Source organism: Sodalis sp. C49 (assembly GCF_046352915.1).
Classification (GTDB): domain Bacteria; phylum Pseudomonadota; class Gammaproteobacteria; order Enterobacterales; family Enterobacteriaceae; genus Acerihabitans.
In genome coordinates, this window is the sequence record NZ_CP163303.1 from 1,896,327 (window position 1) to 1,919,999 (window position 23,673).

Annotated in this window: 17 protein-coding genes; 5 read left to right on the forward strand and 12 right to left on the reverse strand. The window is 58.3% G+C overall.

The window, feature by feature from the left end:
• Positions 1-6 precede the first annotated feature (6 nt).
• The 3 genes from ABUK12_RS08595 to pepN all read right to left on the reverse strand — a co-directional run bounded on the left by ABUK12_RS08595 (position 7) and on the right by pepN (position 4,513).
• A complete protein-coding gene (locus tag ABUK12_RS08595; protein WP_410015882.1) occupies positions 7-555 on the reverse strand; it encodes a cell division protein ZapC in 549 nt (182 codons plus the stop codon).
• A 163-nt stretch (positions 556-718) separates the two neighbouring features.
• Positions 719-1,729, reverse strand: a complete 1,011-nt coding sequence (gene pyrD, locus ABUK12_RS08600; RefSeq protein WP_410015883.1) for a quinone-dependent dihydroorotate dehydrogenase — start codon at positions 1,727-1,729, stop codon at positions 719-721.
• A gap of 171 nt (positions 1,730-1,900) precedes the next feature.
• Positions 1,901-4,513, reverse strand: a complete 2,613-nt coding sequence (gene pepN, locus ABUK12_RS08605; protein WP_410015884.1) for an aminopeptidase N — start codon at positions 4,511-4,513, stop codon at positions 1,901-1,903.
• 304 nt (positions 4,514-4,817) lie between these two features.
• Here pepN and pncB point away from each other — a divergent pair, with 304 nt between their 5' ends.
• From pncB to ompF, 3 genes are all read left to right on the forward strand, one after another.
• Complete coding sequence (pncB, locus tag ABUK12_RS08610; protein ID WP_410015885.1) at positions 4,818-6,023, forward strand: nicotinate phosphoribosyltransferase; 1,206 nt, start codon at positions 4,818-4,820, stop codon at positions 6,021-6,023.
• Positions 6,024-6,234: 211 nt separating this feature from the next.
• Positions 6,235-7,635 carry an asparagine--tRNA ligase gene (asnS, locus tag ABUK12_RS08615; protein ID WP_410015886.1) on the forward strand — a complete coding sequence of 467 codons (1,401 nt, stop codon included), beginning with the start codon at positions 6,235-6,237 and terminating at the stop codon, positions 7,633-7,635.
• 300 nt (positions 7,636-7,935) lie between these two features.
• Positions 7,936-9,051, forward strand: a complete 1,116-nt coding sequence (gene ompF / locus ABUK12_RS08620) for a porin OmpF (protein WP_410015887.1) — start codon at positions 7,936-7,938, stop codon at positions 9,049-9,051.
• 26 nt (positions 9,052-9,077) lie between these two features.
• On the opposite strand, the gene ABUK12_RS08625 is transcribed toward ompF, so the two are convergent.
• Positions 9,078-9,248, reverse strand: a complete 171-nt coding sequence (locus ABUK12_RS08625) for a hypothetical protein (RefSeq protein WP_410015888.1) — start codon at positions 9,246-9,248, stop codon at positions 9,078-9,080.
• A gap of 39 nt (positions 9,249-9,287) precedes the next feature.
• Between ABUK12_RS08625 and ABUK12_RS08630 the strand changes: the two genes are divergently transcribed.
• Positions 9,288-10,478, forward strand: coding sequence for an amino acid aminotransferase (locus tag ABUK12_RS08630; protein ID WP_410015889.1), 1,191 nt, complete (start codon positions 9,288-9,290; stop codon positions 10,476-10,478).
• A gap of 229 nt (positions 10,479-10,707) precedes the next feature.
• Here the strand turns inward: ABUK12_RS08630 and ABUK12_RS08635 are convergent, their stop codons facing one another.
• The 7 genes from ABUK12_RS08635 to cmoM all read right to left on the reverse strand — a co-directional run bounded on the left by ABUK12_RS08635 (position 10,708) and on the right by cmoM (position 21,723).
• On the reverse strand, positions 10,708-11,337 hold the full coding sequence (locus ABUK12_RS08635; protein WP_410016591.1) for an MBL fold metallo-hydrolase: 630 nt from the start codon (positions 11,335-11,337) through the stop codon (positions 10,708-10,710).
• Positions 11,338-11,398: 61 nt separating this feature from the next.
• Positions 11,399-11,947, reverse strand: coding sequence for a DUF882 domain-containing protein (locus ABUK12_RS08640; RefSeq protein ID WP_410015890.1), 549 nt, complete (start codon positions 11,945-11,947; stop codon positions 11,399-11,401).
• 182 nt (positions 11,948-12,129) lie between these two features.
• Positions 12,130-13,926, reverse strand: coding sequence for a L,D-transpeptidase (ldtD, locus tag ABUK12_RS08645; RefSeq protein WP_410015891.1), 1,797 nt, complete (start codon positions 13,924-13,926; stop codon positions 12,130-12,132).
• Between the two features lie 529 nt (positions 13,927-14,455).
• The gene (gene mukB, locus ABUK12_RS08650) at positions 14,456-18,910 is read right to left on the reverse strand and encodes a chromosome partition protein MukB (protein WP_410015892.1); all 4,455 of its coding nucleotides are present in this window, start codon (positions 18,908-18,910) and stop codon (positions 14,456-14,458) included.
• A complete protein-coding gene (gene mukE / locus ABUK12_RS08655) occupies positions 18,907-19,638 on the reverse strand; it encodes a chromosome partition protein MukE (RefSeq protein WP_410015893.1) in 732 nt (243 codons plus the stop codon). Before mukE ends, mukB begins: the two co-directional genes overlap by 4 nt.
• A complete protein-coding gene (mukF, locus tag ABUK12_RS08660; protein WP_410015894.1) occupies positions 19,619-20,941 on the reverse strand; it encodes a chromosome partition protein MukF in 1,323 nt (440 codons plus the stop codon). Before mukF ends, mukE begins: the two co-directional genes overlap by 20 nt.
• Positions 20,938-21,723, reverse strand: a complete 786-nt coding sequence (cmoM, locus tag ABUK12_RS08665; protein ID WP_410015895.1) for a tRNA uridine 5-oxyacetic acid(34) methyltransferase CmoM — start codon at positions 21,721-21,723, stop codon at positions 20,938-20,940. The genes mukF and cmoM overlap by 4 nt, the downstream gene beginning before the upstream one ends.
• A 153-nt stretch (positions 21,724-21,876) precedes the next feature.
• Here cmoM and elyC point away from each other — a divergent pair, with 153 nt between their 5' ends.
• Positions 21,877-22,656: an envelope biogenesis factor ElyC gene (gene elyC / locus ABUK12_RS08670; RefSeq protein ID WP_410015896.1), complete on the forward strand. Its 780-nt coding sequence runs from the start codon at positions 21,877-21,879 to the stop codon at positions 22,654-22,656.
• Between the two features lie 65 nt (positions 22,657-22,721).
• Here the strand turns inward: elyC and ABUK12_RS08675 are convergent, their stop codons facing one another.
• Positions 22,722-23,615 carry a YcbJ family phosphotransferase gene (locus tag ABUK12_RS08675; protein WP_410015897.1) on the reverse strand — a complete coding sequence of 298 codons (894 nt, stop codon included), beginning with the start codon at positions 23,613-23,615 and terminating at the stop codon, positions 22,722-22,724.
• Positions 23,616-23,673: the final 58 nt, after the last annotated feature.

Sequence of the window (23,673 nt, forward strand, 5' to 3'; positions counted from 1 at the left end):
AGGCGGCTACACCGCGGCGGCGTACTGGATATCGTCCTGGCGCGGGTAAGGTAATAACCGGTCGTGCATAATTTTGATGGCGTCGCCCAGCACGATTTTACGCGCGGCCAGGGTAAGCTGCGCCTGCGCCAGCACGCACAGGCTGGCGTTATCGCCCGCTTCCGCCACCAGCAGCCGCGCATATTCGCCATTGTCATTGAGGCGCACCAGCACGTCGTCGCCCATCACGGGATGCCAGTTCAACGGCGTGAGCTGCGGCCGGAAATGCCAGCTCTTCGGCATCAGTGGTTTGAGGAAGCGCAATGCCACCAGGGCATTGAGGATAAGCTCCGCCTGCTGTTCTTCCTTTAACGGCAGCGCCCGACACTTTTCGGCTAAGGTAAAATAGAGCGCGGCGTCGTCTACGCAGAATACCGTTTCGCTAAACGCATCGGGCGTCAGTGTCTTAGCGCAAAAGCGTGAACGGAATATCATACCGTCAGCGAGATCCAGCATCATCCGATCATGCTCGGCATCATAAAACCAACGCCAATTATCGCCGGGAGTGAATTTCATCTTTAAATCCTTTCATCACGTCGCAATCGATTATGAAATATCCTGCAAAGAATTTTAGCGTTTAGAAAATAATTCTACGGATAAATTAACAGCAAACGGATAAAAGATAAACGAGCCTGGGGAATAAATAAACCCCCCAAGCCGTTTAATGAGAAAAAAATGATCAAATATGGGTAACAATGTCTTTAATCAGACGGGGACCGTGAAAAATAAAGCCGGAATATATTTGAATAAGCGCGGCGCCGGCGTCCATTTTTTCCCTCGCGGCGATCAAGGAATCAATTCCCCCTACCCCGATGATGGGCAATTTGCCGTTTAATTCACGGAACAGTCGGCGAATCACTTCCGTACTGCGCGCTTGTAAGGGACGGCCGCTTAACCCGCCGGTCTGGTTGCAATGGTTCAGGCCCTGCACCAGGTGCCGATCGGTGGTGGTGTTGGTGGCGATGACGCCGTCGATATTATGACGGACCAGGCTGTCGGCAACCTGGACCAGCTCTTCGTCCGTCAGGTCGGGGGCTATTTTGACCGCAACCGGAACATATTTGTGGTGATACTTTTGCAGTTCGGACTGCTTATTCTTAATCGCCAACAATAAATCGTCCAGCGCTTCGCCGAATTGCAGCGTGCGCAGTCCCGGGGTATTGGGGGAGGAAATGTTTATCGCTATATAGCCGGCGTAAGGATATATCTTATCCATGCACAGCAGATAATCCTCCTTGCCCTGCTCCACCGGCGTCGCCTTGTTTTTGCCGATATTGATTCCCAACACGCCGCCAAAATGGGATTTTTTAACGTTTTCAACCAGATAATCCACGCCTTTATTGTTAAATCCCATCCGGTTGATCAGCCCTTCCGCCTCGACAAGCCGGAACAGGCGTGGTTTATCATTACCGGGCTGCGGACGCGGCGTTACCGTGCCGACCTCGATAAAGCCAAAACCCATGGCGCCGAGCGCGTCGATGCAATCACCATCTTTATCCAGGCCGGCGGCGAGTCCCAGCGGATTCTTAAACGCTATCCCCATGCAATTGACCGTCTTGGTCGGCACCGACTGGCGCACCAGAAACTCGAATGGCGTGCCGCTAATTCGGCGCAACTGCTGGAAGGTTAATTCATGGGCACGTTCTGGATCGAGCTGGAATAAAGCCTGTCTGATGAGGGGATAAAACATATCGTCTCCTGATATCCCGGTGGCAACCGGGGCGGTATTATCAAGTATCGGGCGCGGAAAAGAAATCAAACGGCGTAAAAAAAGCGCAATCGCTCGCGCCAGATCAAAAAAGCCCCCTTGCGGCGGGGTTATGGCGCGTCGGCGGGGCGCCATAACCCCGCCGCCGCCTGGCTAACCTAACGCCTTGGTAATTTTTTCATACAAATCCCCGGACAGGTTCGGCAGCGCCTGCAACGTCGCCAGCGCCTCGCGCATCAATGCCTGGCGCGACTCATCGTAACGCCGCAGCCGGATCAGCGGCTCGATAAGCCTTGAGGCCACCTGCGGATTACGCGTATTCAGCTCGACCAGGATTTCGGCCAGGAAGCGGTAGCCGCTGCCGTCGGCGGCATGGAACGCCGACGGATTGCCCGCGCTGAACGCGCCGATGAGCGACCGGATACGGTTAGGGTTGTTCAGGCTGAAGGAGCGATGGGTCAGCAGGGATTTAACCTGGGCGAGCACATCGTCGGCCGGGCTGGTGGCCTGCAGGGTAAACCATTTATCCATCACCAGGCCGTCATGATGCCAGCGCTCGTCGAACTCGGCCAGCAGCGTCGCCTGGCACGGCAGCTGCGCCGCCACGGCGGCGGACATCGCCGCCAGCGCATCGGTCATATTGTCCGCCGCGTGATACTGCGCGGTGGTGAGCCTGACCGCCCGATCGTGTTCGCCGAACGCCAGGTAATACAGGCAAATATTGCGCAAAGCGCGCTTGCCGATATCCGCGTGCACGACCCGGTATACCGGCGTCTTGTTGGCCTGGTAAACCGCCAGCAGCTCATCGGCCAGCTCCGTCGCCAGACAGCGGATCAGCGCCTCATGCACTTCATGGATGGCCGCCGGATCGATAACGCTGAATAATTCCGCCATCTCGTTTTCGCTGGGCAGCGTCAGGATCTGCGCCGCCAGCGCCGGGTCGAGGGAGGGGTCGAGCAACACGCCCCGGAAGGCATCGGCCACATGCAGCGGCAGGCTCAGCGGCAGGCCCTGGCTCACGCGCGCCACGCTCAGGCGAATATAAATCGACAGCAGGCTCTGCGCGGCGTCCCAACGGGAAAACTCGTCGGTGGCAAAACGCATCAGCAAGGTAAGCTGCTGATCGCTATAGGGGTAATCGAGCTTCACCGGCGCGGAGAATCCGCGCAGCAGCGACGGCACCGGCAACGACGGCACATCGTCAAAAATAAACGTCTGCACCGCGTCGGTGATATTCAGCACATTGTTCACCGGCCGGCCGTCGCGCCGCAAAGGAATCACCTGGCCCTGGATATCATAAAGCTCGATATCCAGCGGAATATGCAACGGCAGTTTCTCTGCCTGATCGGCGGTCGGCGGGGTCATCTGGCTGACGTGCAGCTGATATTGCCGCAACTCGGGGTTATAGTCATCGCGCACCGACAATACCGGCGTACCGGACTGGCTATACCACCGGCGGAACTGGGTCAGGTCGATACCGGAAGCCTGTTCCATGGCGTTGACAAAATCATCGCAGGTGGCGGCGGATCCGTCGTGGCGCTCAACATACAGCCGCATCCCGGCCTGGAACTTTTCTTCGCCCAAAAGCGTATGCAGCATGCGGATCACTTCCGCGCCCTTTTCATAGACCGTCACGGTATAGAAGTTATTCATCTCGATAACCTTCTCGGGACGAATCGGGTGGGCCATCGGGCTGGCGTCCTCGGCAAACTGCGAGCCGCGCATCACGCGCACGTTGCCGATGCGGTTCACCGGGCGCGAGCCGAGATCGGCGCTGAATTCCTGATCGCGAAAGACCGTCAACCCTTCCTTCAGGCTCAGTTGGAACCAGTCCCGGCAGGTGATACGGTTGCCGGTCCAGTTATGGAAATATTCATGGCCGATAACCCGCTCGATATTCAGATAATCACTATCGGTGGCGGTCTCAGCGCGCGCCAGCACATATTTGGAATTGAACACATTCAATCCCTTGTTTTCCATGGCGCCCATATTAAAGAAATCCACGGCGACAATCATAAAGATGTCGAGATCGTATTCCAGGCCGAAGCGGGCTTCATCCCAGCGCATCGCCTGCTTAAGCGAGGTCATCGCCCAATCGGCGCGATCCAGGTTGCCGCGATCGACAAACAGCTCCAGCGCCACCTCGCGTCCGGAACGGGTGGTGAAACTGTCGCGCAGCACGTCGAAATCACCGGCCACCAGGGCAAAGAGATAGCAGGGTTTAGGGAACGGGTCCTGCCAGACCACCCAATGGCGGCCGTCGGCCATTTCGCCGCCGTCAATGCGGTTGCCGTTGGACAGCAGGAAGGGATAGCGTGTTTTGTCGGCGATAATGCGGGTGGTAAAGCGCGCCAGCACGTCCGGGCGGTCCAGATAATAAGTAATATGGCGGAAACCCTCCGCCTCGCATTGCGTGCACAGGGCGTCGCCGGACAGGTACAACCCTTCCAGCGCCGAGTTCTGCGCCGGATGAATCACATTCACGATGGTAAGGGTAAACGCCCCGGGCAGCTGTTCAATCACCAGCAGCGGCCCTTCCTGACGGTAGTGCGCCCAAGGCTGCCCATCGATGCTGACGTTAAGCAGCTGCAGGTCCTCGCCGTTTAATACCAGCGGCGCTCCCGCCGGTCCTTTCCTGACAACGTTACTGACCGCCGTTACCGTAGTGGTTTCGGCGTTAAGATCAAACTCCAGGCTGATATCGGTGATGGTATAATCCGGCGCACGATAATCATGGCGGTATTTTGCTAGCGGCTGTTGAGTCATAATTAACCTTTTGGCATCGTCATTGATTTCTCTGTGATAAGTCTATTCCTGTTAAGACCATGTTGCCATTGTTAAGCGGCATGGCCCGTTAAAATGCCCGCGCAGGGGGTTGAAAAAGATCGTGACGCTGCACCACGGGTTTTATCATGTCGTTTCAGCCCGGACGGCACGTTTAAGCCTCGACGTTGCAGCGCCATTTATGATTTGATGTGACTACACTTACAGAACAAGCCGGGTACACTTCAGTCGATTTGCCATTTATCCGACTGTATTTATGTGTCGCAAGAGGATGCTGTAGCGCGCCATGACTTTAGCCATTGAGCCGATTTTAACGTCGATACTTGACACTGATGCCTACAAGTTGCATATGCAGCAGGCGGTTTATCATCGTTACCATGATGTTACGGGTACCGCCGAGTTCCGCTGCCGCGGCGACGATATGCTGGGCGAATACGCCGCCGAAATCGGCGCGCAAATCGAGCTGATGCGTAACCTGGCGCTGAGCGACGAGGAATTCGCCTTTCTCTCGGCGCTGCCTTTTTTCCACCAGGATTATCTGGCGTGGCTGCGCGCGTTCCGGTTCGACCCGCGCCAGGTGCGGGTGCGCGATCATAACGGCAAGCTCGATATCCGCATTACCGGCCCGTGGCGTGAGGTGATCCTGTGGGAAGTGCCATTGCTGGCGGTCATCAGCGAAGTGGTCCATCGCCGGCGCACGCCTTTCGATGTGCGCGACATGGCGCTGACGCAGCTGCGGCAAAAACTGCAGCATTTCCGCGACCGCAGCCGCGATATCGATATCTCCCGTTTCAAACTGATGGATTTCGGCACCCGCAGGCGGTTTTCGCGCCAGGTCCAGTACGATGTGGTCCGCGAACTGCAGCGGGACTTCCCTTATCTCATCGGCACCAGCAACTACGATCTGGCCCGGCGGCTGTCGTTAACGCCGGTGGGCACCCAGGCCCATGAATGGTTTCAGGCCCACCAGCAGATAAGTCCGGTACTGGCCAATAGCCAGCGCGCCGCGCTTCAGGCCTGGTTGGACGAATATCCCGATCAGTTGGGCATCGCCCTGACCGATTGCATTACCATGGATGCGTTCCTGCGTGATTTCGGCGCCGGTTTTGCCACGCGCTACCAGGGACTGCGCCATGATTCCGGCGACCCGGTGGAATGGGGCGAGAAGGCGATTGCCCATTACCAGAAGCTGGGTATCGACCCGCTGACCAAGACCCTGGTCTTTTCCGACAGCCTTGACTTCGACAAGGCGCTGGCGCTGTATCGCCACTTCTGGCAGCGGATTAACCTGGTGTTCGGTATCGGCACCCGGCTAACGTGCGATATCCCGGGGGTTAAGCCGCTGAATATCGTGATCAAGCTTGTGGAGTGCAACGGCAAACCGGTGGCGAAACTGTCCGACAGCCCCGGTAAAAGCATGTGCCAGGACAAAGAGTTCGTCCGTGCGCTGCGCAAGGCCTTTGATTTACCGCTGGTGAAAAAAGCCAGCTGATGCTTGCCCTATCCCGCGCCGGCTCCTCTTCCGGCGCGCGCATCGCGCCCCATTGTTCCCCTTACCCGGCGATTGTTTGCGCCCGCAGGCAAAATCTGTCATTAAATGATGATTTTCGCTTGTGTCCTTCTGCCCGCCAAGTAACATATTACAGCTTTCGCCGCGGCGATAATGTTTAATCCCCCATCACAATGAGTTAAGAGAGTCATTTATGAGCGTAGTGCCTGTAGTCGATGTACTGCAAGGGCGCATACCGGCTGACAGTGAAGTCACTGTATATGGTTGGGTGCGTACCCGGAGAGATTCTAAAGCCGGTATCTCCTTTCTCGCCGTCTATGACGGTTCCTGCTTTGATCCTTTACAGGCCGTCATAAATAATACTCTGCCGAATTACAAGTCGGACATCCTGCGCCTGACCACCGGCTGTTCGGTGGCGATCACCGGCCGGGTGACCGAATCGCTGGGCGGCGGCCAGCGCTTCGAGATCCAGGCGGACAAAGTGGACGTGCTGGGCTGGGTGGACGATCCCGACACGTATCCGATGGCGGCGAAACGCCACAGCGTTGAATATCTGCGCGAGGTGGCGCACCTGCGCCCGCGCACGAATATGATCGGCGCCGTCGCCCGGGTGCGCCATACCCTGGCGCAGGCCATCCACCGCTTTATGGATGAGCGCGGCTTCTTCTGGGTCTCCACGCCGCTTATCACCGCATCCGACGCCGAGGGCGCCGGTGAGATGTTCCGCGTCTCCACGCTGGATTTTGAAAACCTGCCGCGCACCGCCCAGGGCAAGGTTAACTTTGATGAAGACTTTTTCGGCAAGGAAGCGTTCCTGACCGTCTCCGGCCAGCTGAATGCCGAAACCTATGCCTGCGCGCTATCCAAGGTCTATACCTTCGGCCCGACGTTCCGCGCCGAGAACTCCAATACCACCCGCCATCTGGCCGAGTTCTGGATGATGGAGCCGGAAGTCGCTTTCGCCAATCTGGATGATATCGCCGGCCTGGCGGAAGCGCTGTTGAAATATGTCTTCCAGGCGGTGCTCACCGAGCGCGCCGACGATATGAAATTTTTTGCCGAACGCGTGGATAAGGACGCCATTACCCGCCTGGAACATTTTGTGGCATCCGATTTTGCCCAGGTTGATTATACCGAGGCGGTGGAGATTTTAATCGCCTCCGGCCAGCCCTTCGAAAACCCGGTCTCATGGGGCGTCGATTTGTCCTCCGAGCATGAACGCTACCTGGCGGAGAAACATTTTAAAGCGCCGGTGGTGGTAAAAAATTACCCCAAAGACATCAAGGCGTTTTATATGCGTCAGAACGACGACGGCAAAACGGTGGCCGCCATGGATGTGCTGGCGCCGGGAATTGGCGAAATCATCGGCGGTTCACAGCGTGAAGAACGTCTGGACCGGCTTGACGATCGTTTGGCGGAAATGGGGCTGAATAAAGAAGATTATTGGTGGTACCGCGATCTGCGTCGTTACGGCACCGTGCCGCATTCGGGTTTCGGACTCGGGTTTGAACGTTTGATCGTTTATGTCACAGGAATGCAAAATATTCGTGACGTAATCCCCTTCCCACGCAGCCCGCGCAATGCGAACTTCTAATTTTCTTCTTAAAATATAAGAAAAACATATATATAACTTCTGGAGGCCAGCGATGCTGGCCTTTATCTTTTCAAAGTTTGAGTTCTCTCACAAAGTTCCGTGAAATTTACATTTTGTAACACACGGTTTCCCGCTGAAACATCATTGCGACCTTTGTAGCATTTTCCATGTGGATTAACAGGTCCACGAATGGAACACTGCGTGCAGACACAGGAAGACACCAAACTCTCAATAATGTTTCATCTAGAAATGTTAGCGGCAGTGGCAGGTGTCCGAATAACACCAATGAGGGTAGTAATAATGATGAAGCGCAATCTTCTTGCAGTGGTAATTCCAGCCTTGTTGGCTGCTGGCGCGGCTAATGCGGCCGAAGTTTATAATAAAGACGGTAACAAACTGGATCTGTACGGTAAAGCTGTCGGCCTGCATTACTTCTCTAACGACAACGACAACAGCTTTGCGGGCGACGGCGATCAGACCTATGCGCGTCTCGGCTTTAAAGGCGAAACCCAGATTAACGACCAACTGACCGGTTACGGCCAGTGGGAATACCAGTTTAACGCCAACCACACTGAAGGCGGCACCGACGCGCAAGACGGCAACAAAACCCGTCTGGGCTTTGCCGGTTTGAAATTCGGTGACTACGGTTCATTCGATTACGGCCGTAACTACGGCGTAGTGTATGACGCCCTGGGCTGGACCGATATGCTGCCGGAGTTCGGCGGTGATACCGCGTACACCGATAACTTTATGGTCGGCCGTACCACCGGCGTTGCCACCTACCGCAACACCAATTTCTTCGGCCTGGCCGACGGCCTGGATTTTGCCTTGCAATACCAGGGCAAAAACGAACGTACCGGCGCTGATTTCGGCCGCGCTAACGGCGACGGCTACGGCGGTTCCGTATCATACGTTTCTCCTATCGGCTTAGGCATCGTAGGTGCTTATGCTTCCTCCGATCGTACCGAAACGCAGAACGCCTCGCCGATTGGCCAGGGCGACCGTGCCGAACAATGGGCAACGTCGGTTAAATATGACGCTAACAATATTTACCTGGCTGCCACCTACGGCGAAACCCGTAACGCAACCCGTATCACCGCGCCGGTTACCACTGGCGGCGTGACTACCGGTGTTGATGGCTTTGCCAATAAAACCCAGGACATCCTGCTGGTTGCCCAGTATCAGTTTGACTTCGGTCTGCGTCCGTCCATCGCTTACGGCCAGTCCAAAGCGAAAGATGTTGAAGGCATCGGCGACACTGATATCCTGAAATACTACGAAGTTGGCGCTACCTACTACTTCAACAAAAACATGTCCACCTATGTTGACTACATCATCAATAAAGTTGATGACAACAACAAGCTGGGCATGGGTACCGACGACACCGTGGCACTGGGCCTGGTTTACCAGTTCTAAGCCGACACGGACGTCCTTGCAGCGCATCATAACTGCAGGTCAAGATAAAGAAGCGGGGTGGCTGCCCCGCTTTTTTTTTGTTTTTTTCCGCCAATGCCGTCCATTTGCCCTTTTCCGGTAAATTCCCTTGCGCCGTCACAGCGTTTTTTTCCCCAGCCTGTTGGCAAAGCACGTTTCTGGCGGTAACCTGATAACACTCTACGCTCACCTTTAGTTACCTTCTGGAACCCTTCATAATGTTTGAAACTATCCCCCTGGCCGCCGCCGATCCTATCCTTGGTTTGCTGGACGTTTTCCGTGCCGACGATCGGCCCAATAAAATCAACCTGGGCATCGGCGTGTATAAAGATGAAACCGGCCAGACACCGGTGCTCACCAGCGTCAAAAAAGCCGAACAATTGCTGCTGGAAAACGAAGTCACCAAAAATTATCTCGGTATCGACGGCTTGCCGGCGTTCGCCCGCTGTACCCAAACGCTGCTGTTCGGCACCGGCAGCACGATTATCAGCGCCAACCGCGCCCGCACGGCGCAAACGCCCGGCGGCACCGGCGGGCTTCGCGTCGCCGCGGATTTCCTGGCCAGCAACACCACGACCCGGCGCGTCTGGATCAGCACCCCCACCTGGCCGAACCATAAAAATATCTTCGCCGCCGCCGGTATTGAAACCGCCGACTACGATTATTACGACGCCGTCAGCCACCAGCTTAACTTCGCCGGCATGCTGGCAAGCCTTGAGCAGGCCCAGGCCGGCGACGTCGTGTTATTCCACGGCTGCTGCCATAACCCCACCGGTATCGACCCGACAGAGGCGCAATGGCGTACCCTGGCCGAGCTGTCGCGGAGCAAAGGCTGGCTGCCGTTATTTGATTTCGCCTACCAGGGGTTTGCCCATGGGCTGGAAGAAGATGCGCAGGGCCTGCGTATCTTTGCCGAGAACCATGCGGAAATGATTATCGCCAGTTCGTATTCCAAAAATTTCGGTCTGTATAATGAGCGCGTTGGCGCCTGCACCCTGGTCGGCGCCGATGCCGACACCGCCGATAAGATCTTCAGCCAGCTAAAATCCTGTATTCGCGCCAATTATTCCAATCCGCCGGCCCACGGCGCCGCGATTGTCGCCACCATTTTAGGCAACGAGGCGCTGAAGGCGCTGTGGGAGCAGGAACTGACCGAAATGCGCCAGCGTATACGGCGCATGCGCCAGCTGTTCGTCAATACCCTGCGGGAGAAAGGCGCGCAGCAGGATTTCGAGTTTATCAATGCGCAAAACGGCATGTTCTCGTTCAGCGGCCTGACCAAAGATCAGGTATTGCGGCTGCGCAGCGAGTTCGGCGTGTATGCGGTGAACTCTGGCCGGGTGAATGTGGCGGGCATGACCACCGGGAATATGGCGCAATTGTGCGAAGCCATCGTGGCGGTGCTTTAACGGCGTGTAACCGCATAACGTGCGCGTTTACGGGCATCGGCAAGGTTTGCCGGCGGGGTGATGTCTGTTGACCGGGCGCGGTTTTGGCGGCGGGGGTGGCGGATGTCGCGTCGCCTGGACGCCGGATTGTCCCGGTGGCAGCGAAAGCACCGGCCTCCTGCTCATTGATTAAGAATAAGCAGGAGGCGGGTCCGTCAACAGTCAGAACCGCCTTAACCGGCGGTTTTTTTTATCGCAGGAAAGGATTGGTCAGGCGTTCATGGCCAAGGGTGGACATAGGTCCATGGCCGGGCAGAAAATCGATATCGTCGCCCAGGGGCAGGAGTTTGGTGCGAATAGAATTGATTAAATCCTGATGATTGCCGCGCGGGAAATCGCTGCGGCCAACCCCGCCGTAAAACAGCACATCGCCCATCAGGATAAAATGCGCGGCGGCGTTATAAAATACGATATGTCCGGGAGTGTGGCCCGGGCAGTGCAGGATGGCGAAACGCTCGTCGCCGACCAGGACCTCGTCGCCCTCTTCCAGCCAGCGATCCGGCGTCAGGGGCCGGCAGTCATCCAGGCCGAACATGCGGCTTTGCTCCGGCAGCCCCGCCAGTAAAAAAAGATCTTCGCGCTGCGGGCCGACAATGGGCACGCCATAATGGGCCGCAAGCTCGGCGGCGGCGCCGACATGGTCCAGATGGCCATGGGTCAGCAGAATTTGTTTTATCGCAACCGGTTTTTCCGCCACCGCCGCGATAAGCCTGGCCGCGTCGCCGCCGGGATCGACCAGCGCCGCTTCGCCGGTTTTGTCACACCATATCAGCGAACAATTCTGGCTGAAGGCGGTAACCGGGACAATATGGTATTTCATCATACTTCATTACTCTCTGTTTTCGCCTGCCGCCGCTACCCGGGGCCCGGCGATAACAGGCTCACCAGGCTCTAACCGGACCGGTATCGATATGGACGAAGTTACTGCTGGGATAATAGCCTACCCCGCCCATGCGCATTTTCATTGCCGCCTTGCGGATGTTGCTCAGCTGCACGCCCTGGATATGGAAATCCATCGCTTTACCCAGCGTATGGTAGCTGTGCTTGGCCACTCCGGAACTGTGCGCGCGCAGTTCGTTGTTGGTGTCCACCGAACGGTAACCTGAAATCAATTGTACCGGTTTGTTGGTATCGAGCATCATTTGCAGGCGGTAGATATGATCAAACAAGCGCGGATCGATACTCGTCACTTTATTGGCGCGGTAATCACGGAAAAAATGATTAAGGCGCGACAATTCCGAGGCATTATACCCTTTACCGTTAAAGAATTCGGTTTTTAATGTTTCTCCGGTGTTCAGGTTATTCAGCGAGAGAATACGGGGCCTGGGCGTAGAAAGCATGGCAAAGGAGGTACTGGGCAGCAAGGCGACACCCATTGCGGCACAGCTTAACGTCAAGAGTTTGCGGCGGTGATGATTTATATGATCCATGAGCGAAATAACCAATCGGCATAAGGAAACGAACGTATTGCACATAAGCGCACCGTCGGGAACCATAACCGCAGTTATTGGTGCAGTCAACCAACGCTTTGTCAAGGTTTGCAAAGGTTCACAGAATAGGCGGCCGGCGCGTTATCGCTCCGGCCGTAAATAATTCTCATTCGTTCAGCAGGTTATTGCAGCAGCCGCTGCGCATTGGCCAGGCTTTTGGCCCCTACTTTTATCGCGGAATCATAATTGTAAATATCTGTACGAAATTGTGGTTTGCCGTCATCAGCCACCCAGGCGGTAAGATAAAACAGATTCACCGGAATTTGGTGGCGTATCGGCACATAGGTGGTATTGCCTTCCTTGAGCGTGGCGCTGACCCGCGTATCGCCCCAGCCGGCGTCCTGCAGCAGCATATTGGCCAGGTCGGACGCCTTGTTGACCCGCACGCAGCCCGAGCTGAGCGCGCGCATATCGCTAAGGAACAGATTATGGTTGGGCGTATCGTGCAGATAGATGGCGTCCGAACTGGGCATATTAAACTTATACCGCCCCAGCGCGTTGTTGGCGCCCGGATTCTGGCGCAGCCGGAACGGGAAATGGGCAGGGGAAATCATGCCCCAGTCCAGGGTGCCGGGATCGATGGCCTCGGCGTCGCTGCTCCAGCCCGACAGAACGGTAAAACCGTTGCGCTGCAGGTAACCGGGATCGCGCATCGCCTTGGGGACGATATCCTGCCGCACCAGCGAGGTGGGGACATTCCAGGGCGGGTTCAGCACCACGCTGCTGAGCGCGCTGCGCATCAGCGGGGTTTTGCGGCTTGGCCGGCCGACAATCACCCGCGATGAAAGCACCTGGGCGCCCTGCTGATAATACACCAGCGAAAAATTGGGGATATTAACCTGGATACCGGTATTGATACGGTTATTCAACAGCCGCAGGCGCTGTATGTTCAATGCCAGCAGCGTCACCCGCGTTTGCGGCGACACGTTCAGCCAATCCCGTGTCTGGCGGCCGATAACGCCGTCGGCCGTCAGCCCTTGCCAGCTCTGGAAGCGTTTTACCGCCTCCACCAGATCGGGAGTATAGGCCTTATCCTGCGGGTCGACCGTCGCCACCACGGCCGGATCGGACGTCGAAGCGGACGGCGCCAGGGAATCGGCCGCCGGGCTGACCACCACCGACTGCTGCCCATCCGTCACCGGAGGGGTGGTGCGCACATCCGCCGGCATATTATCGGCGGTGGGCAGCGGCGTGGCCGACGCCGGCAATATCATGCCGCTACGGTGCAGGATTTCGCGCAGCGCCGGGATATCATCGCTTAGCTGCCCGGGGCGCAGGCTTTCATTGCCATTGAGCTGGGGCCAGGGATGATTATCCGTCAGCATGGTTTTCAACGCCAGGTGCATCTTGGGATATTGCGGGTGCTGCGGCGCCAGGCCGGCTATAAAACGCGTGATGCCGCCGTCTTTAATCGCGTGCTGCCAGTGCTCGACCGCCAGTACCGGCGGCGGCGCCAGGCGATACGGCTTGTTGTTGTAAAGCCAGACCTCGCCGTTTTGCTCCACCCCGGTGACAAATTGCAGGTAACCGAGCATGGCGTCGGACAAGATGACGTCGCGCGCCATAGGACTGATATCGGGATTGGTCAGCCATTGCGCCCAGGAGATAAATTGCGGCTGGACGCCAGATAGCGCCAGTTCGGCCAGTTGCTGCTGGAATTGCTGGATGGCATCGCGATCCTGCCACATGGGCTGGTTATGCCGGGCGGCATAAAGCGCGTTAAGCTCAGCGGAATAATAGGGCCTGACGCCGGCGGGCAGCACCGCCGCCAATGCGGACGGACTGTGGCCCAACGTCTTGGTATCCGGCATGATGGGGGCGGTGGCCACCTGAGCGCGGACGGCCAGCGGGATCAGGCTTGATGCCAGCAGGCAAGCGAGAAGCCCACGTCGCCATAACACATAATTGGTGAGTAACATCCCATGTCCCCTGTATGCAGAATTGTTAATTATTATCGTCTTATTATTTACACTCAACTTTACCTTAGTATATAAGCAGAAAGCCAACTCTGCGCTGTCTGTATGCGGCTTAATGTGTAATCGTTTCTCCGGTGCGCCTGTTTACCCCGGCGCGGCATAAAAAAACCGCGCTAAACCCGGCATGGTCACGGGAGGGCATGCCGTTGGGGTCGAATCGGGCGTGCTTTTCCCGCCCGACCGGGCGGCCCATGGCAGGCCAGGCCCGCTAACGCTGAACTTAAAGCAGGCGGGTTACAGGGAGAGCGTGCCAATGGGGTCGAATCGGGCGTGCTTTTCCCGCCCGACCGAGCGCCCCATGGCACGGTAGGCCCGCTAACGCTGAACTTAAAGCAGGCGTGTTACAGGGAGAGCGTGCCAATGGGGTCGAATCGGGCGTGCTTTTCCCGCCCGACCGAGCGCCCCATGGCACGGTAGGCCCGCTAACGCTGAACTTAAAGCAGGCGTGTTACAGGGAGAGCTGGCCAGCACCTCAGGAGGTTTCCTGCGCCGCAACGACCGCCGGCACCGGCGGAATATCCCCGCCAAAGCCACGCAAGCCCACCACATGCACATGTTCCTGATTATTGAATACCTTACGTACCAGTTTATACGTGGTGCCTTTTTCCGGGCTGATATTTTCCGGCGCGGCGATAATCAGCTGCATCTGCAACCGGTCGCACAGCTCAAACAGCGTGGCGATGGATTTGGCGTCAAGACGCGCCGCCTCATCAAGGAATAACAGGCGGCAGGGGGAAATATCCTTACCGCGCAGGCGGCTGGACTCTTCTTCCCAACTCTGCACCACCATCACCAGGATCGACATACCGGTACCAATGGCCTCGCCGGTGGACAGCGCCCCGCTCTCCGCGCGCAGCCAGCCGTCGGCGCCGCGGTTGACCTCCACTTCCATTTCCAGATAGTTGCGGTAGTCCAGCAATTCCTCGCCGATGGTCTGCGGCGTGCGCTGTCCCATATCGATATGCGGATTCAAACGCTGATACAACTTCGCCAGCGCCTCGGAAAAAGTCAGCCGGTTGCTGCTGAACAAATCCTGATGCTGCTCCTGCTGCTCGCTCAGCACATCAAGCAGCGTGGCGTGGGCTTCGCGCACGTTCACATTCAGCCGCACGCTCTTCACCTGGCCGAAGCTGACCGCCTGCAATCCCTGGTTGAGCATGCGGATGCGGTTCTGCTCGCGCTGGATGGTTTTGCGAATAATGTTCGATACGCTCTTGGAACTGATGGCCAGTTTCTGTTCGCGGGCCGTCAATTCCTCGGTCAACCGGCTCAGTTCAATTTCCATTTGTTCAATGGCGTCGACCGGATCGTCGGTACGGATGATATCCTGGCGGATACGTTCGCGCAGATGCTGGTAAACCGCGATAAAGAACTGGATTTTCCGCTCCGGCCGTTTGGGATCTTCCGACAGCCGCAGCACATCGCGCAGATGCTCGTTATCCGCCACCGCCAGGCGCAGGGCGCCCAACGCCTTGTCGGACATGGAGCGCAGTTCTTCCGCCTCCAGGTAGGCCAGTTCGCGCCGGTGCAGCCGGCGTTCAACGCCATTATCCCGCACCAGGCGCATAACCGCGCACCAACCGGCCTTGGCGGTCACCACCTGCTCGCGCATCTGATGATAATCGCGCTCCAGCTTGGTCAGTTTTTTGCGCAGGGCGTCCATCTCCGTTTCACAGAAGGTCAGCTGTTTCTCCAGCTGGTTGCGCCGGCTGCGGTTCTGGCTCAGGGCGGCGTGCAATTGATCGCGGCGCTCCTTGGCGCGGGCTTCGGCGCTGGCATCGGCCTGTACGCCGATATCCTGCAGTTCCTGCGTCAGCTCGGCAAACATATCCCGTTTGGCGTCGTAGGCGCTTTTCAGCGAGGCCAGCACCTGGTTTAGCTGGGTCAACTGCGCCTGATGCTGGCGCAAGGCGTCGCGCGCCCGGCTGCGCTCGGCCTCCGCCTGCTCCAGGCGCTGGCGCAGCTTGTCGTTCAGATCCGAGTTTTCCGTCAGCATGCCGGCGGAATCGGAATAGCTGAAATGGGCGCGGCGCTGCACCACTTCGGTCAGGGCGAACGCCTGCTGCTTAGCCTGGCGCTGCGCCTGCTGCGCCTGCTGGTAATCCGCCTGCAGCTGCTCGTGCTGCTCGGGGTCGCTTTGCAATACCGCAAGCAGCGGCTCCAATTGATCCAGCGCATCGCGGTGGCGCTGCAAATAACGCACCGCGTCCTGGGCGTCTTCCCACTCTTCGCGCACGGTGTCGAGACGATCGGCCAGCGTCTCGTCGCCCAGCAGGCTGATGCGCGGGATCAGTCGGTTCAACAGGCCAAGACCCTCGCGCGCCTGTTCATATTGCTGGCGCTGCTGCTGGTTCTGGCCCTCATGATCGCTGAGCAGGCGCTCCAGCTCGCCGCGCCGGCCGCCCAGGCGGCGGATCTCGGCCTCGGGATCGTCTTCAAACGCCACCGCCAGATGGGTGCCGACAAAACGACCGAACGCCTGGTGCAAACGCTGGATTTTCTGCACGTCAAACGACAGGGTGGCGTACCGTTCCGCCAGCGCGTCGCGCTCTTCGTTAAGGATTTCCAGGCGTTTCTCGCGCGCCGCCCGGCCGAACAGCGGCACCGCCGGAAAACGGGAATACCGCCACTGGCGATCGGCCACCTTCACCAGGACCGCCCTTTCCAGCTCCTCGATACCGAATACGCTGTCGTCGAACGACTGCGGGTCACCCTCGATCAGGTAGAGATCGTCGGGACATTCGTCCAGGCCGTCAAGCTGATCGCGGATGCGCGACAGGTCGGGAACCACGATAGCGTGGCGCGAGGGTCCATACAGCGCGGAGAAATAAGGCGCGTCGTCAAAGGTGACATCATCATAGATTTCCGATAACAGCACGCCGCCAAAACGTTCCGCCAGGGTGGCCAGACGCGGATCCTCGCCGCCCCCCGGATGGCTTAGCCGCTCGATCTGGTCTTCAAGCGCGCGTTTGCGCCCCGCCACCTCGTCGCGCTCCACGGTGGTTTCGCGCTCGCGTTCCAGCAGTTGCTGCATATATTCGGTGACGTGCGAGCCGTTCTCAAGCTGCTCGCCGCTCTGTTCCTCAAGCGCGGTCAACGCATCCTGCGCCGCCAGCCATGCCGGCGCGCGTTGCGTCAGCAACTGCAGCCGCTGCAGGATCTGATCGAGCTCCTGGCGTAATGCCATACGCCGCTCCCCCGCCTCGGATACGCTGAGCGACAGGGTTTCCACCCGCGCTTCCAGCTCCTGCTGCGCCGCGTCCAGCTCGTCCGGCTGGTAATCGGCGCCGATACGTTTACCGAATTCCGTCAGCAGGCGCTGGGCTTCCTGCTGCTCGCGCAGACGCTGCTCCAGTTCATCAAGCTGGCTGCGCAACGGCTGCAGCCGCTCGGCCTGATGCGTGAGCGACGCCGCATCGCGCAGCAGCTCGCGGGCGGTTTGCCAGGCTTCGCTCCTCGCCACCTGCCCGGCGATTTGCGTCACCAGTTTAAAGGCATGTTCGAACTGGCCGTGCGCCGCCTGGGCCACGCTCAGTTTTTGTTCCAGCCCGAGCAGAACGTCGGTGGCTTCCCGCTCCCGCGCCTGGAAGACGTCAAGCTCCCGCTCGGCGTCCACGGCGCCAAGTCCGGGCAGGCCGCAAAGTTCGCGGGCGCGGTCCAGCGCCTGCAACGCCTGTTGATACTGGATGGCGCGCGTTTGCTGCACGTCCAGCGCCTGCTGGTAATCCGCCAGCTGGCTTTTCAGCTCATCGACTTCCAGTTCGGCGGCCTCAGCGCGCGCCTCATGGTCCTGATGCAGGTCCTGGGCCTCGGCCACCACCTCGTTTTGCTCTTCCAGCCGGAAGGTCAGCTCGTCGATATCATCACGATAGCGGCTGATTTTATCCTGCTGGCGCATGGCGGTCTGCACCAGGTTTAAATGGTCGCTGGCCGCCTGGTAGTCGGTTTCCAGATCCGATTCGCTGCCGGTGGTTTCTTCCAGTTCGCGCGCCATGTCCACATGGCGGTATTGTTCCACCGCCAGCGATTTGCGGCTGCCGAGCAGATCGCGCCGCAGGCTCAGCGCCTGGTCAAGATGGATGCGCCGCTCGTTGGCATGACGCATGTAGTCGGCCGCCACGTAGGATGTGGCTTGCGAAATCAGGTGCTTGAACAGGTCGCGATCGGACTGGGTAACGCGTATCGCTTCAAGCGTCATGCGGTTTTCGCGCAGCGCCGCTTCCATATCCTGGAACGCTTTGCGCACCCCGCCGTTCTCCGGCAACAGATAGTCGCGCAGCGAGCGGGTGATGGCGCTGGAGATACCGCCGTACAGCGAGGCTTCAATCAGGCGGTAATATTTGCTGCGATCGGCGGCCGAGCGCAGACGGCGCGGAATAACGCCTAAATCAAACATTTGGGCGTGATAGTCGGTAATGGAATTGAACACCTTGAACTGTACGCCTTCGGTTTCCTCCACCCGCTCCTTGAGTTCCTGCAGGCTCAAGACCCGCGCCTGGCGATCCCCTACCGCCTGGGTCAGGATTTCCGTAGGCATAACCGCGACCGGCAGCCCCTGGATCATAAAGGGTTTGATATCGACTTTGCGATCGCGCCCGGCGATTTGCTGCAACCGTACGCCCACCAGCACCCGCTGATGGCGGGAGTTAATCACATCCAGCGCGGCGTAGCAGACGCCGGCGCGCAGCTTGCCGTGCAGCCCCTTGTCGCGGGAACCGCTGGTGGCGCCGGCTTCGGTGGTATTACGGAAATGGAGCAGCGTCAGGTCCGGGATCAGGGCGGTGATAAAAGCCGCCATGGTGGTGGACTTGCCCGCGCCGTTGCCGCCGGACAGGGTGGTCACCAACCCGTCCAAATCAAAGGTACGGGCGAAAAAACCGTTCCAGTTAACCAATGTCAGTGAGCGAAATTTACCACGTTCAATCATGCCAGTTCATCCTCGGCGCTTTCCGACGATCCGTCATTAAGATTGCCATTGTCGTCGTCCTGCTCGTCATTTAGCGATAAGGCCTGTTCAATGGGCATCGCCTCCCCGTCGCGGATCATGCGCAACTGCGCCTCGCGCGCGTCATCGCCGCTGCGTACATCGGCGCCGAAGCGAAATACCGACTCGGTAATGCGAAATTTCGAGGCGTCGTTGCCCATAAACCACACCATGCCCAGCCGGCGCAGGCGGTTAAGCGACGTGCGCACCTTTTCCTGCAGCTTCTGCCGGTCGAGATCGGAGCCGGTGGAACGCTGGTTGACAAGCTTAAGCAGTTTGTTTTCGTCCGCCAGGCCAAGCAGTTCGTCGTAAAGCTCCTGCTGGGTAAAAATCCCTTCATGGGCCAGGCGCTCGGGGCTGAGATAGAGATAACACAGGATTTTACCCACCATCATATCCAGCTCGGACAGAACCGAGCGCGGAATCAGCGTGGTGGAACGCGGGCGCAGGTAAAAAAAGCCTTCCGGCGCGCGCACCAGTTCCACATTGTAGCGGCGGTAAAAGCTCTCGAGCTCCTCCTGGAAATCCATCAGGAACGCGTGGTTGTCCAACTCCTCGACGCCGATATGGCGGCCGGAGCGCAACAGACTGTCGAGAGCCGGAAACAGGGGATTCGACAGGGCTTTTGCCAGCTTGACCGGCATGGTTTCTTCAATACTTATCGATGACATGGGCCTGTACCTTAGCACCGTAATCGTTGATTGCCTGCCACTGCGGCGGTAATCCGGAAAAGTCTGATCCGGCGACACCCAGACGTACTGCCTGATCAACTAAAATACGCGCGACGTCGAAATGGCGCGCGCGCGGGAAACGGGCCAGGTAATCACGCATAACCTGGCCGAGATCCAGCGGCAGATGCTGCTGCGGGTACTGCGCCAGCGCCTGGTCGATCATGGCGGTCAGCTGCTCGCGGATCTCGTTGAATTCTTCATATTCCATGTCCGGCGGCAGTTCGCCGGTCACCTCTTCGCTGCGCAGCGCCAGTTCCTCGTCGCGCATGTCCAGCAGACGGTCGGCGTTGGCGTAGGTCAGCGCCCAGGGATGGTCGAAATAGTTCTGTACCGACTGGCGCAGCCGCTGGGCGAAGACCCGGTTTTTATCCATATCGATGGCGGTGCGGATAAAACGGTGCACGTGGCGATCGTAGCCGATCCACAGATCTATCGCCTGCTGTCCCCAACTGGTAATCCGGTCCAGCTTGTTTTGCAGATCAAAGACCAGCTTGTCGAGAAAGGCCAGATGCTGATGGCCGAGGATCGTGTCCTGGATGCGCAGCAGGTTGGCCTGCAGCTTATCCCCCGCCGCCTCAAGGGTATCCTGGAGTTCCCGCAGGGTACCGGAGGTTTCCGACAGCAGCTGCTCGCAGCTGGCGATGGCGGCGCGCCAGTCCTGGTTGAGCAGCGCCGCGATGTCGTCCTTCACCGACTGCTGCTGTTCGTCCATGATGCGCTGGGTCATGTCGATGCTGTCGAAAATTTCCGCCACCGAATACTTCAGCGGGGCAAATACGTTGCGGTGCCAGTGGAACTCATCGCCGTCCTCTTCCGCCGCCTCGGCCGCACGCTGCAATTCCTGGGCGACAATGGAGAGCTGCACCGATAACCGCAGCGTGGAAAATTCACGCTGGCGAATATAGTAGTCGCTGATGCCGATACCCAGCGGCGTGAGGCGATAGATGGCGTTGCCGTCCGCCAGCTCGCTGACAAAGCGGTTGAGCAGGCGTTGGCGCACCAGATCGTTGATGGCGTTGTTGGCGCGCACCGCCACCGTTTCGTTGGTCTGCGCAAACCCCTGGCTGACGTGACGAAAGGCGTCCACCAGATCGACTTCGCTCATTTCACCGTCCATGCGTTCGCTGTTAAGCGTAGCGATGGCCAGCACAAACGCCAGCCGCTCGATGGGCAGCGAGAGCGAGAAGTCATTTTTCCGGGCCCAGGCGACCAGTTCCGGTACAGTCTGGGAAAATTCACTCATAATTCATCCTTCAGGGAGGGTTTATGCGCCATGACGTGGATGTAGCGCCCCATGCTGATAAAGGGTTCCTGCCGGCAATACCGTTGTTCCATCGCCAATAAGGCCGGAAAATCATCCTGTTGCTGCTGCTTGTTTTGCAGATAGTCATGAAACACCCGCACACCGCTTTTGCCGCTGAGCGTCATGCCCATGGCGGTCAGCCAGCCGAACACCTGTTCAGGATCGCAGGGATGGTCCGGCATCAGGGAGCGTTTTTTTCGTTTCGGCATCCCGGCGGCGACAAATTCAATATTGCCCAGGATCATATTACGCATGACCAGACCGTGCTTATTGTAAAACATTAATGACAGAGCGCCACCCGGCGCCAGGCAATCATACAGCCCTTGCAATAACGCGCGCGGCTCGCTTACCCATTCCAATACCGCATGCAACAATATCAGATCGGCCGGCCTTTCCAAATGGGGTGCGATATCCTGCGCGGCGCTTTGCACAAATTGCATGTGATCCATCACAGACCGCTCCTGCGCCGCTTGCCGCGCCCGCTCAATCATGCCGGACGACAGATCGCACAGCAGCACCCGGTGCCCCAGGGCCGCCAGCTGGCAGGCCATACGGCCCTCGCCGCCGCCGGCGTCGAGGATATACAGCGGGCGGGCGGGCAGCCGCGTCAGCAATCCTTCTAAATCCTGCCAGACCACCGCCTGGCGGATATGCCCTTTGGTGGTGCCGTAAATATTGCGCGCAAATTTTTCAGCAATATCGTCAAAATTGCGGTCCTGCATAATCAATGCTCCGGGCACGACGGACGGGAAAGGCGTTTTTACCATAAACCCGCCGTGAATTGACTATTTTGTCACAGGCTGACTTAGAATGAATCTTTATGGCGCCGGATTGCGCCTGGTTGACTACATTTCATCCAATTGGAGCGTTTTCCGATGCTTTTTGACCTTAAAAAAATCGTCGGCGGGTTATTGTTGCCGCTGCCGCTGCTGATTTTGCTCATGGGCGCCGGGCTATTACTGCTGTGGTTCACGCGCTGGCAGCGGACCGGTAAGGGTCTGGTGACCCTGGGCTGGTCGGTTTTATTGCTGCTGAGCCTGCAACCGGTGGCCGACAGCCTGCTGGCGCCGCTGGAGGCGACATACCCCACCTATCACGGGCGCCAGCCGGGTATCGCCTACGTGGTGGTGCTGGGGGGCGGATACACCTTTAATCCCTTATGGGCGCCCAGTTCCAACCTGATTAACAACAGCCTGCCGCGGGTGGCCGAAGGAATTCGTCTTTATCATGACCATCCCGGCGCCAAAATGGTATTTACCGGCGCGGCGGCGCCGGGCAATCCCGTCAGCAGCGCCGAAACGGCGGCAAGGGTGGCGCAAAGCCTTGGGGTGCCGGCGGGAGATATTATCGTGCTGGAGGCGCCGCGCGACACCCGCCAGGAAGCGGCAAGCGTAGCCGCCCTGGTGGGCAAGGCGCCGTTTTTGCTGGTCACGTCTGCCAACCATATGCCGCGCGCCATGGGGTTTTTCCGGGCCCGGGGGCTGACCCCCATCCCTGCCCCGGCCAACCAGCTGGCGATCGACAGTCCGTTAAACCCGTGGGAAAAGGTGCTGCCGTCGCCCCTATGGCTGGGGCATGCCGACCGCGCCTGGTATGAAACCCTGGGACGCGCCTGGCAAAAAATAACCGGCGACAGCGACGCGCCGGCATCCTGATTGATGCCGCCGTACCGGGGCGATAGCGCCGCGCAAGGCGGGCGCTATCGCCGGCGCACGTCCGTTTAATCAAGCCAGGGGACGAGTTCGCGACCGGCCAGGTCGAATACCGCGCGGTCGAGCAACCCGGTGTGGATATAGCGCGCCGCCGCTTCCCAGATACCGTATAGCCAGCGCCGGTAGAGGAACGCCTCCGACACCGGCGCCTTGCTCAGGTAATGGTAGAGCAGCTCGTTCGCCATGCCGTCCTCGCACAGGCGGAACAAATCGTACTCGCGCGGCGCCCACAGCATGGTGCCGGGATTGAGCATGGCGAGCAGTTGATCGGTGCGCTGGTCCTTGAGCATGCTGCGCAGCGTGAGGTTGCCGTGCACCAGCACGCTGTTTTCCTGATAATCGGCAAACAGTTTTTCACGGCTCTGGCGGGTGCGGAACAACAGGTTGCGGTCTTCATAGGTCAGCAGAGGCGCGGAGACTTTCAGCAGCGTCGACCAAATCACTTCGATACGTTGCGCATACCAGTTGGGCCAGGTATTTTCCTGCGTGCTGTCCACCGTGCCGACGTAGCCATGGCTGTCGATACGGTGCCAGGCCAGCATGCTTTCGACAATCTGATCTTTCAGCAGCTCCCAGCGCTGCGGCGTACGGGTTGGGGCTTCCGCCGAGACCCCGCGCAGGCGTTCCATCAGCAGCAGTTCCTTATACGGCGCCTGCTGGGTTACCACCAGCCCGTAGACCGTGGGCAACCGCACTTCGCCCTCGCGGGCCAGCATGGAAAGCTTGTACGCCTCCTGCTGTGCGATGCCTTGGCAGATATAGCTTTTTGCCAGCAATGAAAGCGGATGTCCTTCCTTATCATACATAGCATAAAGATGCGCATAAGGCTGTTCGCTGATCCGCTCCAGACGGCTCAGGGATTCCCCCAATACTGCGCTTAGCTCAGCTTTCAACTGTTCCATGACAGACTCAACCTTTATATAATGGACAAACGTGTGAATAACAAACACGGGCCATCAT

What these genes read in the sequence shown, in the direction of transcription:
- ABUK12_RS08595 (WP_410015882.1), bottom strand. Translation starts at nt 555, where the DNA reads ATGAAATTCACTCCCGGCGATAATTGGCGTTGGTTTTATGATGCCGAG.
- pyrD (WP_410015883.1), bottom strand. Translation starts at nt 1,729, where the DNA reads ATGTTTTATCCCCTCATCAGACAGGCTTTATTCCAGCTCGATCCAGAA.
- pepN (WP_410015884.1), bottom strand. Translation starts at nt 4,513, where the DNA reads ATGACTCAACAGCCGCTAGCAAAATACCGCCATGATTATCGTGCGCCG.
- pncB (WP_410015885.1), top strand. Translation starts at nt 4,818, where the DNA reads ATGACTTTAGCCATTGAGCCGATTTTAACGTCGATACTTGACACTGAT.
- asnS (WP_410015886.1), top strand. Translation starts at nt 6,235, where the DNA reads ATGAGCGTAGTGCCTGTAGTCGATGTACTGCAAGGGCGCATACCGGCT.
- ompF (WP_410015887.1), top strand. Translation starts at nt 7,936, where the DNA reads ATGATGAAGCGCAATCTTCTTGCAGTGGTAATTCCAGCCTTGTTGGCT.
- ABUK12_RS08630 (WP_410015889.1), top strand. Translation starts at nt 9,288, where the DNA reads ATGTTTGAAACTATCCCCCTGGCCGCCGCCGATCCTATCCTTGGTTTG.
- ABUK12_RS08635 (WP_410016591.1), bottom strand. Translation starts at nt 11,337, where the DNA reads ATGAAATACCATATTGTCCCGGTTACCGCCTTCAGCCAGAATTGTTCG.
- ABUK12_RS08640 (WP_410015890.1), bottom strand. Translation starts at nt 11,947, where the DNA reads ATGGATCATATAAATCATCACCGCCGCAAACTCTTGACGTTAAGCTGT.
- ldtD (WP_410015891.1), bottom strand. Translation starts at nt 13,926, where the DNA reads ATGTTACTCACCAATTATGTGTTATGGCGACGTGGGCTTCTCGCTTGC.
- mukB (WP_410015892.1), bottom strand. Translation starts at nt 18,910, where the DNA reads ATGATTGAACGTGGTAAATTTCGCTCACTGACATTGGTTAACTGGAAC.
- mukE (WP_410015893.1), bottom strand. Translation starts at nt 19,638, where the DNA reads ATGTCATCGATAAGTATTGAAGAAACCATGCCGGTCAAGCTGGCAAAA.
- mukF (WP_410015894.1), bottom strand. Translation starts at nt 20,941, where the DNA reads ATGAGTGAATTTTCCCAGACTGTACCGGAACTGGTCGCCTGGGCCCGG.
- cmoM (WP_410015895.1), bottom strand. Translation starts at nt 21,723, where the DNA reads ATGCAGGACCGCAATTTTGACGATATTGCTGAAAAATTTGCGCGCAAT.
- elyC (WP_410015896.1), top strand. Translation starts at nt 21,877, where the DNA reads ATGCTTTTTGACCTTAAAAAAATCGTCGGCGGGTTATTGTTGCCGCTG.
- ABUK12_RS08675 (WP_410015897.1), bottom strand. Translation starts at nt 23,615, where the DNA reads ATGGAACAGTTGAAAGCTGAGCTAAGCGCAGTATTGGGGGAATCCCTG.